The sequence below is a fragment of the Streptococcus sp. SN-1 genome, from assembly GCF_041154385.1.
In the GTDB taxonomy this organism is placed as follows: Bacteria; Bacillota; Bacilli; order Lactobacillales; family Streptococcaceae; genus Streptococcus; species Streptococcus mitis_CT.
Window position 1 is genome coordinate 1,469,349 of record NZ_AP028929.1, and the last position, 11,275, is coordinate 1,480,623.

General features: G+C 40.5%; 13 protein-coding genes and 1 pseudogene. 2 read left to right on the forward strand and 12 right to left on the reverse strand.

The window, feature by feature from the left end:
- Positions 1-115: 115 nt before the first annotated feature.
- The 6 genes and pseudogenes from ACAM22_RS06555 to ACAM22_RS06580 all read right to left on the reverse strand — a co-directional run bounded on the left by ACAM22_RS06555 (position 116) and on the right by ACAM22_RS06580 (position 4,047).
- The gene (locus ACAM22_RS06555; RefSeq protein ID WP_000517368.1) at positions 116-511 is read right to left on the reverse strand and encodes a YtxH domain-containing protein; all 396 of its coding nucleotides are present in this window, start codon (positions 509-511) and stop codon (positions 116-118) included.
- Positions 484-910 (reverse strand): annotated as a pseudogene (locus ACAM22_RS06560) (DUF948 domain-containing protein). The gene ACAM22_RS06555 and the pseudogene ACAM22_RS06560 overlap by 28 nt, the downstream one beginning before the upstream one ends.
- On the reverse strand, positions 911-1,699 hold the full coding sequence (gene lgt, locus ACAM22_RS06565; protein WP_369606543.1) for a prolipoprotein diacylglyceryl transferase: 789 nt from the start codon (positions 1,697-1,699) through the stop codon (positions 911-913). It lies immediately after the preceding pseudogene.
- A complete protein-coding gene (hprK, locus tag ACAM22_RS06570) occupies positions 1,692-2,627 on the reverse strand; it encodes an HPr(Ser) kinase/phosphatase (protein WP_000115148.1) in 936 nt (311 codons plus the stop codon). Before hprK ends, lgt begins: the two co-directional genes overlap by 8 nt.
- Positions 2,628-2,999: 372 nt before the next feature.
- Positions 3,000-3,176, reverse strand: coding sequence for a 30S ribosomal protein S21 (gene rpsU, locus ACAM22_RS06575; RefSeq protein ID WP_000048054.1), 177 nt, complete (start codon positions 3,174-3,176; stop codon positions 3,000-3,002).
- Positions 3,177-3,339: 163 nt separating this feature from the next.
- Entirely contained in the window at positions 3,340-4,047 is a 708-nt protein-coding gene (locus ACAM22_RS06580) for a glucosamine-6-phosphate deaminase (protein ID WP_000864592.1), read from the reverse strand.
- A 149-nt stretch (positions 4,048-4,196) separates the two neighbouring features.
- Between ACAM22_RS06580 and queA the strand changes: the two genes are divergently transcribed.
- On the forward strand, positions 4,197-5,225 hold the full coding sequence (gene queA / locus ACAM22_RS06585) for a tRNA preQ1(34) S-adenosylmethionine ribosyltransferase-isomerase QueA (RefSeq protein WP_369607019.1): 1,029 nt from the start codon (positions 4,197-4,199) through the stop codon (positions 5,223-5,225).
- Positions 5,226-5,300: 75 nt separating this feature from the next.
- On the opposite strand, the gene ACAM22_RS06590 is transcribed toward queA, so the two are convergent.
- The 5 genes from ACAM22_RS06590 to ACAM22_RS06610 are packed head-to-tail and all read right to left on the reverse strand — an operon-like array spanning position 5,301 to position 9,999.
- Positions 5,301-6,161: a YihY/virulence factor BrkB family protein gene (locus ACAM22_RS06590; RefSeq protein WP_369606544.1), complete on the reverse strand. Its 861-nt coding sequence runs from the start codon at positions 6,159-6,161 to the stop codon at positions 5,301-5,303.
- A 27-nt stretch (positions 6,162-6,188) separates the two neighbouring features.
- On the reverse strand, positions 6,189-8,243 hold the full coding sequence (locus ACAM22_RS06595) for a cation:proton antiporter (protein WP_369606545.1): 2,055 nt from the start codon (positions 8,241-8,243) through the stop codon (positions 6,189-6,191).
- Between the two features lie 11 nt (positions 8,244-8,254).
- On the reverse strand, positions 8,255-8,509 hold the full coding sequence (locus ACAM22_RS06600) for a hypothetical protein (protein WP_000361085.1): 255 nt from the start codon (positions 8,507-8,509) through the stop codon (positions 8,255-8,257).
- Positions 8,502-9,059 carry a class I SAM-dependent methyltransferase gene (locus ACAM22_RS06605; RefSeq protein ID WP_369606546.1) on the reverse strand — a complete coding sequence of 186 codons (558 nt, stop codon included), beginning with the start codon at positions 9,057-9,059 and terminating at the stop codon, positions 8,502-8,504. Before ACAM22_RS06605 ends, ACAM22_RS06600 begins: the two co-directional genes overlap by 8 nt.
- Positions 9,043-9,999, reverse strand: coding sequence for a TIGR01212 family radical SAM protein (locus ACAM22_RS06610; protein WP_369606547.1), 957 nt, complete (start codon positions 9,997-9,999; stop codon positions 9,043-9,045). The genes ACAM22_RS06605 and ACAM22_RS06610 overlap by 17 nt, the downstream gene beginning before the upstream one ends.
- Before the next feature lie 91 nt (positions 10,000-10,090).
- On the opposite strand from ACAM22_RS06610, the gene ACAM22_RS06615 reads away from it, so the two are divergent.
- Positions 10,091-10,450 (forward strand): DUF3397 domain-containing protein, encoded by a 360-nt coding sequence (locus tag ACAM22_RS06615; RefSeq protein ID WP_023945634.1) that lies wholly within the window; start codon positions 10,091-10,093, stop codon positions 10,448-10,450.
- A 240-nt stretch (positions 10,451-10,690) separates the two neighbouring features.
- Here ACAM22_RS06615 and ACAM22_RS06620 read toward each other — a convergent pair whose 3' ends face one another.
- On the reverse strand, positions 10,691-10,999 hold the full coding sequence (locus ACAM22_RS06620; RefSeq protein WP_261074528.1) for a hypothetical protein: 309 nt from the start codon (positions 10,997-10,999) through the stop codon (positions 10,691-10,693).
- Positions 11,000-11,275 lie beyond the last annotated feature (276 nt).

Below are 11,275 nucleotides of genomic sequence, written 5' to 3' on the forward strand. Positions count from 1 at the left end.
AATCAAAAAACACATAATATCAAGTATTGAAAAAACTTGATATTATGTGTTTTATTGTAAAAAGATTTACTTCATTTTTTTCCTAGAATTGAGTTTTTGCCCAGTCTCGTCAAATCTAGATTTTTTCTTCTTTGATATCAATCACAATCTCTTCTGCTTGGTCAAGAATTTCTGCCTTTTCTTGCCATTGCTCCTTGAGGTTATTGAATTGATTTTTTGATGCTTCTGTTGCTTGACGAGCACATGATTTGGCTTGAGCAAGTACACTGTCCACAGTGATTTCACCTGACTCTACCTGTTCTTTGGTTTTCAGAACAAAATCTGTAGCCTGATCCTTAACTTCTGTCAGTTTTTCACAGACCTGCTCCTTGGCATACTCCGGATCTTCTCTCAAATCATCTAGAAAATCTTGAGCCTGACTGCAAACTTGTTTGCCCTTGTCGCTTGTTAAAAACAAGGCAAGAGCTGCACCTGAAACGGTTCCTAAAAGGATTGAGGATAGTTTACCCATAAGGATTCTCCTTTTTTATTTTTTGAAAAATTTACTTGCAAGACGAAGAGCTGACAAACTTGCACCGGTCTTGAGTGTTTTTGAACCAGCTGAGGAAGCTTTCTTGCTCAAGACACGCGCATGGTCATTGAGGTCTGAAACAGATAGAGATAAATCTGCGACAGCATTAAAGAGTGGATCAATCGTTGCCACCTTGACATTGATATCATCTGCCAAGACATTGACCTTAGCCAGCAATTCATTGGTATGATGCAAGGTCACATCCACATCTGAAGTCAAGGTTTTAATCGTCTTCTCTGTTTCATCGATAACACGACCAAGCTTTTGTACAGTAATGATTAGATAGACTAAAAAGACAATCAAAGCTAGGGCAACAAGAATATATGCAACTTCTAACATTTAGTTTCCCTCCTCTGTAACATAGTAAGGGGCCTTCTTTCGATTTTGATAAAGAATGATAAAAATACCGAGACCGATAAGGATAACTGATAGCCATTGAGACACTCGAAGGCCAAAGAACATGAGACTATCTGTCCGCATACCTTCGATGACCATACGACCAAAACCATACCAAATCAAGTAGAAAGCAGTGATATGACCTCGTCTGAGACTCTTCCATTTTCGTCTGAATATCAAAATCAAGGCAAATCCAAGTAAATTCCATAGAGACTCATAAAGGAAGGTCGGTTGACGGTAGCTCCCATCAATATACATCTGGTCACGGATAAAGCCAGGTAGATAATCCAGATTATCCACTGCTGCACCATAGGCTTCTTGGTTAAAGAAATTACCCCAGCGACCCAAACTTTGGGCAATCATGACGCTAGGCGCCGCAATATCTAGAAAATCCCAAGTATTGATAAGTTTACGATCAGCAAAGATATAGAGCACAATAGCCCCAGTTATCAAACCACCGTAAATGGCCAAACCACCATTCCAAATAGCAAAAATTTCTCCCAAGTTCTGACTATAGTAATCAAAACGGAAAATAACATAATAGAGACGAGCTCCTAAAATAGCCAAGGGAAAGGCTATCAAGATAAAATCTAAAATATCGTCTGGTATGATCTTCTTTCTAGGCGCTTCTTTCATGGTCAAATAAACCGCAAGAATTAAGCCTGTCACAATACACAAGGCATACCAACGAATGGCTAGAGGACCTAGATGAATAGCAATTGGATCAAGCATTAGGCACCTCGTTTTGAGCAATAAGATTTGTCAAACGTTCTTCGAACAAACGCGTCGCATCAAAGCCCATTTCCTTAGCACGATAATTCATGGCAGCAGCCTCAATCACGACAGAGATATTACGACCTGTTTTAACTGGAATACGAATACGAGGAATAGATACGCCAGAAATTTCAAGTTCCTCTGCATTGTTTCCCAGACGATCAAAAGTTTTATGTGTATCGTAATTTTCCAAATAAACAGCCAGCTGAACTTGTGAAGAGTCCTTGACAGCACTGGCACCGTAGAGGCTCATAACATCGATAATCCCAACCCCACGAATTTCAATCAGGTGTCTCAAGATTTCAGCTGGTTCACCCCAAAGAGTAATCTCGTCCTTGGCAAAGATATCGACCCGGTCATCAGCTACCAAGCGGTGACCACGTTTGACAAGCTCTAGACCTGTCTCACTCTTACCGATTCCACTATCGCCCTGAATCAAGACACCCATTCCATAGATATCCATCAAGACACCATGAACACTGGTACGTTCTGCTAAACGTGAATCCAGATAGCTAGATAACTCTCCAGACAAACGACTAGTAGCCGTACGGCTGGTTAAAATGGCAATCTTACATTCTCTAGCAGCTTTTAACATCTCCTCTGGAACCACCAAACCACGGGCAACAATGACCGCTGGTGTCTCAGGTAGAAACATTTTTTTCAAAACTTCATAACGGCTGTTGGAAGGCATGCTGATCAGATAAGACCACTCCTTCATCCCCAAAAGTTGAATCCGCTCTGGCGTATAATAGTCAAAATAACCTGTCATTTCAAGACCAGGTCGCGTAATATCCGCTGTATTGATTTCCTTTTCAAGCAATTCTGGTTCGCCATAGACAATGTCTAGTCTGAGCTTTTCAATCACTTCTTTTACTAAAACCGACATCATTTCCTCCTTCAATCGAGTTCTTTTTACTATTATATCAAATTGTCCTTAGAAGTTTCAGATTTTTGCAGGCTTTGAAGTATTTATTTATACTCAATGAAAATCAAAGAGCAAACTAGGAAACTAGCCGCAGGTTGCTCAAAACACTGTTTTGAGGTTGTAGATAAGACTGACGAAGTCAGCTCAAAACACTGTTTTGAGGTTGTAGATGGAACTGACGAAGTCAGCTCAAAGCACTGCTTTGAGGTTGTAGATGAAACTGACGAAGTCAGTAACCATATCTACGGCAAGGCAACGTTGACGAGGTTTGAAGAGATTTTCGAAGAGTATTAAAAGAAAAAGGACTAGATTTCTCTAGCCTTTCATTTCTAATTAGAATTTTTTACGTTTACGAGCTGCTTCTGATTTACGTTTACGTTTTACAGAAGGTTTTTCATAGAATTCACGTTTGCGTGTTTCTTGAAGAGTACCAGCTTTAGTAACCGCACGTTTGAAACGACGAAGTGCGTCGTCAAGAGATTCATTCTTACGTACTACTGTTTTAGACATTTTTTTCACTCCCTTCAAGTTCAAGATCTATTCTATTTTACACGTAAAAGGAATAATTGTCAAGAAAAAATGCGGATTAATTTTGATTTTTTCTTCAATTTATACAAGTTATACAAGTCTTGAAAGCATCAATTAAATAGAGAAACTGAAAGAGTTCATTTTTTTATTTTTCAAGTAAGCTGAGCGCTTCAGCATCTGCGATAATAGTCACATCAGGGTGATTTTGGAGGCTACTTGCTGGTAGACTCTCAGTCACTGGTCCAGACACTGTTCCGGCAATGGCTTCTGCTTTTGATTCACCATAAGCAAAGAGAAGGATTGACTTGGCATCCAAGATATTTTTAATCCCCATTGAAATGGCTTGGGTTGGGACGTCTTCAATCTTGTCAAAAAAGCGCGCATTGGCTTCAATAGTAGACTGGTCAAGCTCTACAAGGTGTGTTTGACTGTCAAATGGAGTCCCAGGCTCATTAAATCCGATATGTCCATTGCGACCGATTCCCAAGATTTGAAGGTCAACTGGATGGTCGGCCAAAATTTGGTTGTAGCGTTCAACTTCAGCTTCAGCATTGTCCTTAACCCCACGAGGCAAGAAACTTTCTTTAAATGGTTTTTGGTTAAACAAGTTTTCTTGCATGAAGTAACGATAAGACTGTGGGTTGTCCCCATCAAGCCCTACATACTCATCTAGGTTGACACTGGTTAGATTTGAAAAATCAAGGTCGCTCTCAACAATTTCCTTGTAAAATTCAAGTGGACTACTTCCTGTTGCAAGTCCTAGGGTTTGAGCGCCGTTGGCCAATTTTTCCTTCAAAATCTCAAAAGCAACTTTTCCACCTTCGATTTGGTTTTCAACTTTAATAACTTTCATCTTTTCATCCTCCGTTTTAATCTATATTTATTATATGGTATAGACCAATTTTTGTCAAGTGAAAACGATTTAATTTCTAAAAAAGAGCGTCCAAACTTGAAACATGTTATAATGGATAGGATTAGAACTTAGAAAGAATGAACAGATATATGAATACAGCTGATTTTGACTTCCACTTGCCAGAGGAATTGATTGCCCAAACGCCCCTTGAAAAACGAGATGCCTCTAAACTCCTCATCGTCAACCGTGAAACTGGAGAAATGCAGGATAAACACTTCCACTCTATTATTGATATGCTGGAACCCGGTGATGCCCTTGTTATGAACGACACCCGTGTTCTCCCTGCCCGCCTTTATGGTCAAAAGGAAGAAACTGGAGGTCATGTGGAACTGCTCCTGCTCAAAAATACTGCTGGAGATGAGTGGGAGGTTCTGGCAAAACCTGCCAAACGCCTCAAGGTTGGCACTCGTGTCAGATTTGGTGATGGCCGTCTCAGCGCTGTTGTTACGGAAGAATTGACTCACGGGGGCCGCATTGTCCGCTTTGAATACCAAGGAATTTTCCTAGAAGTTTTGGAAAGTCTAGGAGAAATGCCTCTGCCACCTTATATCCACGAAAAATTGGATGACCGTGAACGCTATCAAACCGTCTACGCCAAGAAAAGTGGCTCTGCTGCAGCACCTACTGCTGGTCTTCACTTCACCAAAGAACTGCTAGCAGAAATCCAAGCTAAGGGTGTTCATCTAGTCTATCTGACTCTTCATGTCGGACTCGGAACCTTTAGACCCGTTTCAGTTGACAATCTGGACGAACACGAAATGCACTCAGAATTCTACCAACTTTCTGAGGATGCTGCTGCCACCCTTCGCTCTGTTAAGGAAAATGGTGGTCGCGTCATCGCTGTCGGAACCACTTCTATCCGCACCTTGGAAACTATTGGTTCCAAGTTTGATGGGCAAATCCAAGCAGATTCTGGCTGGACCAATATCTTTATCAAACCTGGCTATGAATGGAAGGTGGTGGATGCCTTCTCAACCAATTTCCACCTGCCAAAATCAACTCTGGTCATGTTGGTTTCTGCCTTTGCAGGCCGTGAATTAGTCTTAGATGCCTACTACCATGCCATCCAAGAACACTACCGCTTCTTCAGTTTCGGTGATGCCATGTTTATCTATTAATTTTCATAATCAAAAAAAGCGCATATTATCAAGGTTTTAAAGACTGATAGTATGCGTTTTGTAATAGATAAAGAATTAATTTATTCTAAAGCTCGGATCTTTCAAACTCTGGACACTAGCATTGATAACCGCGCCGACAATCAAAATCTTAGCGATGAGAATAAACCAGAACATCATGACTACCACGACGACGGAACTGAACAAACGCACGTCCACTAGGTGATTGACATAATTGTTGACATAGACTGAAAAGATATTAAGTAGTAAGACCAGGGTTAACAAGACAAAGGCACTACCTGGAAATACATGTCGAATCCGTCGGACCTTAACATTAGGCAGAAAATAATAAAGCATGACCAAGATAGCAAAAATCAAGGCATAGACCAAAGGGCCTGTTAGATCTTGCAGATAATCAAAGAGAGGACTATCCGATTTCCAGTAGCTTTTGATAAGTTTGAGAAGCATGCGACCAAAGACACTTAGAAAAAGAGCTAAGGCAAAGAGAATCTGCAGACCAAAACTGACAAACAAACTCATGAGCTGATGGGAAATCATTCCACGATTTTTTGCTACTCCGTAAGCTTTATTAAAGGCTTTCTGTAGGAAATTCATGGATTTTGAAAAGGTCCAGAGAGCTGACAAAACCGCAAAACTCAATAAACCCGTTGACGGTTGGGTCAGTACTTCTGTAATAATCTTTGCAACCACATCATACATGGTATCGGGCAAGAATTCATTGACGACTTTTAAAAAATTAGAAACTGGAATCTGAAAATAAGGAAGGATATTGACCACCACCAAGAGCAGGGGGAAAATCGAAATCAACCAATAGTAGGCTACTGCGACACTGGTCAACTCACTATCTGATGCTTGATAATAATGCAAAAAAGCTTTTACTAAAGGCTTGTCTGTCAGCTCTTTCCACCACTTCTTCATGTCACACTCCTTCACTTATAATCTTGATTAATTTCTTCTTACCAATTCCACCATATCATAAGGGAGGGTATTGGCAGCTTCCTTCAAGGAATAGTTCTCTAAGTTATTGACATTTTGTCGTAACTTCTTGGCATACTTGGTCGTAATCAATCGTTTTTCTTCGTATTCGAAAATCAACTTGCGCTCCAGATAATAGCCTCTCAGCATTTCATCAATATTGTTGGGTTTGACACGATTGATAACCCGTTCGACAAAGGCACCACTAGTGATGATAGCTGTTTCTCGGAGGCGAGAATCTTGCATGAAGCTAATCAAGGAACTCTTATAAACCCCTTTAAGGTTCTCCAGACTTTCGATAATCATCTCTGTATTTTCTAGATAAAGCTCTGCAATTTGATCATAGTCAAGGGCTCTGAGTTTCTGTGATTCTTCATTTTTCCAACTGCGAAAAGTCTTGCCAAGAGTAAAGACTTCGTGAAGGAGAAAACGTAGAAGCCGCAAGGAAACAAGGAAATAATAGGTTAATCGTGAAGCAAACTTGCGATTGATACCTTGTTCCATGTTTTTCAAATAACGTTGGTAGACTCGATAGGCACGCTCACTCATCTTGTCCTCTTCGTAAGCCTGTTCTAAACCATCACTTTCAATGCTGAGGATAAGAAGTTTCAAGGCCTCCCAGTCTTCTTGAGCCCCCTTGTTTTCTTGATTCAGGATAAGGTTCTCTATTCGTCCATGGTAATTGTCAATAGCCGCATAGAGGGGAAGTTTATTTCTGGTATCTTCCAACTCTTTTTCCAACTCTATCGTTACTTCATTCAAAATGGCGATATGCATGAGATAATCCTTGCTTTCTTCCTGTTCGTCAGAAAGATGAGGCAAGACCACGAGGCCTGTTAAAAAGCTTACAAGCGTCACACCTGCAACAAGGAAAAGCAAGAGAGGATACTTCTGTTCTAGATTACTTGGTATCAGAAGGATTGTAGCAATCGACACCGTTCCTTTGACACCTGAGAAGGTCAAAAGAAGCATGTCCTTCATATACTTATTTAGCTTTTTCTTGAGACGTCTAGTCCTATAGGCATAGTAGCCATAAATCATGACAAAACGAATGGCAAAGAGGACAAAGGTAAGGGCTATAAGAGATACCAATAACAGTAAGGGATCATAGATTGGATTGGTCAAGATAGGCTCTGCTATCATTTCCAGCTCCATCCCTAAAATCACAAAGACAGAACCGTTGAGCATAAAGTTAACTGTATGCCAGACCGTCTCGGTCACCGTATCCACTTGGGCTTCTAGGAGCGTAATTTTCTTAAAACGGCTTGCCTTTAAAATCCCAGCAACTACAACGGCAATAATCCCTGAAACGTGGACTTCTTCTGCTAGGAAGAAGGTTATCAAGGGCAAACTCAATTCCAAAAGGAGTTCACTAGCAATATCCGTTGCTCGCACACTTAATAAGAAGGTATGGAGGAAACGATTGATCATGGCTGTTAAAAAGCCAATTAAAAAACCGCCTAGGATTGAAAAGATGAGCGAACTACTCGCTTGTCCAAGGGAAAAGACTCCAGTTGTCCAGGCTGTCAAAGCTACCTGAAAAGCCACCAAGCCAGAAGCATCATTCAAGAGTCCTTCACCCTTAAGAATATTGGACACGCGCTTAGGAAAGCTAAAGCGCTCCGAAAGAGAGGCAAAGGCCACCAAGTCCGTAGGTCCAAGGGCCGCCCCAACAGCCAAACAAGCTGCCAAGGGAAGGCTGAGCCAAAGAAGATGAGCCAAGCCACCCAAACTCAGGGTCGAGATGAAAATCACTGGAAATATGAGATAAACAATGATTCGCCAGTGTTTTAAAATAGCCGTAATATCTGCTTCTTCCGACTCTCGGAAAAGCAAGGGTCCGATAACCAGGGCCAAAAACAACTCCGTATTGAGATGAAAGTCAGTATTGGGTAAAAAGAGACCAATCACGATTCCCAAAAGAATTTGCACCAAAGGAAGAGGCAAAAAGGGCAGGAGCTTATTGGTTGTACTTGAGACAATCAAGACCAGTAAAAATAGGATGAGGTAAATCAGTAATTCCACGCACGACCTCCTTAATCTTTTTTACAACAGGATTCAAATATCTCCTTCTGCTCTTTGATTTTTTGGTCAATCTTGGAACAATCCTTGTGCTCAATTTTTCTCTGGCACCGTTCCATTTCAAGAGCAACTAATTTTTTCTTGATTTTAAGCATTTTTTTGCTCATATGTGCTTGGTCTAACACACCCACCGCTCGTTCGTGGTGGGTTGATTCAACAAAATTCTGGCGCATGGCATCCAGCTTTTCACGTAGGTATTGTTTATCCATGTCTATATCTCTCTAATTTTTCAATCATTACTAAAAATGGTGGGTTGTTAACTTGATTAAGAGTTCGGTAAATGGCAGCTGTGTACTCTTGTTGGTTCAACTGGCTCACAAAATCCAAGACAGCATCCCTCTCGATGTCGCCTCCTTCATGACCATAGTAGATCATGATAGCAATCCGTCCCCCTTTGACCAGCAAGCTACACAGCTTTTCTAAGGCTTCAATGGTAGTCTGAGGTCGGGTAATGACAGACTTATCAGCTGACGGCAGATAGCCCAGATTAAAAATCCCTGCCTTTGCTTCTGTCACAAACTGGTCCAGTGTCTCATGGCCTTGCAAGATTAACTGGGCATTTGTCAGGCCAGCCTGATGCAAACGCTCTTGGGTCTTTTCCAAGGCTTGTTCCTGAATATCAAAGGCATAGACTTGCTTAGCTAGCTTGGCTAGAAAAAGCGTGTCATGACCATTTCCCATAGTCGCATCCACTACGATATCCTCTTTTGTCACTACCTCAGCCAAAAAATCATGTGCCATCTCAAGTGGTCTTTTCATTTTCAAACTCCTGTTTTACAGCCTTGCATCCTTGAACACTTCCACGACGTCGCATTTCAGTTTCAATAGCATTTAGCACTTCCCATTTATTGAGGCTCCACATAGGTCCAATCAGCATATCTCTAGGTGCATCTCCTGTAATTCGATGGATGACGATATGTTTTGGAATGATTTCCAGTTGGTCACAGATGACCTTGATATATTCTTCCTGACTCATCAATTGCAAACGTCCTTCGTGATAATCTCGTTGCATACGCGTATTGGTCATTAGGTGAAGCAAGTGCAATTTAATCCCTTGAATATCGTTATCCGTAACACAGCGGCGGACATTTTCAATCATCATCTCATGGGTTTCACCAGGCAAGCCATTAATAAGATGGGAAACAATCTCAATCTTGGGATACTTTCTCAAACGCTTGACCGTTTCCACGTACAACTCATAGGAATGGGCACGGTTAATCAGATCAGAGGTTGTTTCATAAGTGGTCTGCAAGCCCAATTCAACCGTCACATGCATGCGTTCCGACAACTCAGCCAAATACTCAATGGTTTCATCTGGTAAACAGTCTGGCCGTGTTCCGATATTGATTCCTACTACACCTGGCTCATTGATAGCCTGCTCATAACGCTCTCGGATGACTTCCACCTTTTCATGGGTGTTGGTAAAATTTTGAAAATAAACCAGATACTTCTGAACATCTGGCCACTTGCGGTGCATAAAGTCAATTTCCTTATAAAATTGCTCACGGATAGGCGAATCCGGTGCCACAATGGCATCTCCAGAACCAGAAACCGTACAAAAAGTACAGCCCCCATGAGCCACAGTTCCATCACGATTGGGACAGTCAAATCCCGCATCAATAGGGACTTTAAAGGTCTTTTCTCCAAAGAGTTTTCGATAATAATCATTCAAGGTATTATAAGATTTCATAATTTTCATTATAACAAAAAACACCCACAATCTCAAAAGCCTGACTTTCCTATAAATTCCTCTGTTTCTCGTTTCCATTAGCCTTTTTTTATGATACAATATGGGTATGATTTTAATGAAATTAGCATCTATTTTATTATTGATACTGACCTTGGTAGTCTGCATTATCATAACCAAACTTTTTAGATTAAAAAAACTAGGACGAAACTTTGCGGATTTGGCTTTTCCAGTCTTGGTATTTGAGTACTACCTGATCACAGCTAAAACCTTTACCCATAATTTCCTCCCTAGACTAGGCCTAGCCCTCTCAGTCCTAGCCATTATTCTCGTTTTTTTCTTCCTTTTGAAAAAACGCAGCTTTTACTATCCTAAATTCATCAAATTCTTCTGGCGTGCAGGATTCTTATTAACCCTTGTCATGTATATCGAGATGATTGTTGAATTGATGGCTCAGAAATAGAAAACTAAATCGAAAACACCTCAATCAAACTGAAATACAGTGATTGAAGTGTTTTTTCTTTATATCTTTTTTAATAATTCTTATACTCAATGAAAATCAAAAAGCAAACTAGGAAGCTAGTCACAGGTTGCTAAAAGCACTGCTTTTAGGTTGTAGATAGAACTGACGAAGTCAGCTCAAAACACTGTTTTGAGGTTGCAGATGGAATCAGATGTGGTTTGAAGAGATTTTCGAAGAGTATTATTTCCCTTCTTTATCAGGAAAAATAAATCCAATACCTACACAAGCTAGTACGCCCGCTCCAATTACCAATCCACTTGAAATTGGTAACAGGTCCAAAATTGCATTGGCAATGATAAAGGCAATAATCAAACACATCAGACTAGCCTTGTAGTCTTTTTTCAAAAGATTCTCTAGAGTGAAATAGAGGAACAAGCCTACCGGAATCAATGACCAGAGGTTAATGTCCAAAGTTGGCCAGCCAACAGAACCAAAATACAATACTGTCGCTGCTGCCACTAAAAATACAATCCCCAATATTTTTTTCATTTCTTTATCTCCAATTTCGTTTTTAGGAACTTGAGTTATCTGATAGTGACGCTTCACGTCCCTTACAAAAATCATTATAGCAAAGGTCAGCTTCAAGAACAAGTTCTTTTGCCTATCTGGTCTCTATATCGGTCTAAGTGGTTGAATAATAGCGATAAAATAAGGAAGCAGGTGAAAAACTTCCTTCCAAATAAAAAGGAATTAAGCAACCAAACGCTACTTAATTCCTTGAAATTGTCTCATCACCTCCATTAACCTTTAAATTTTGATAGACTC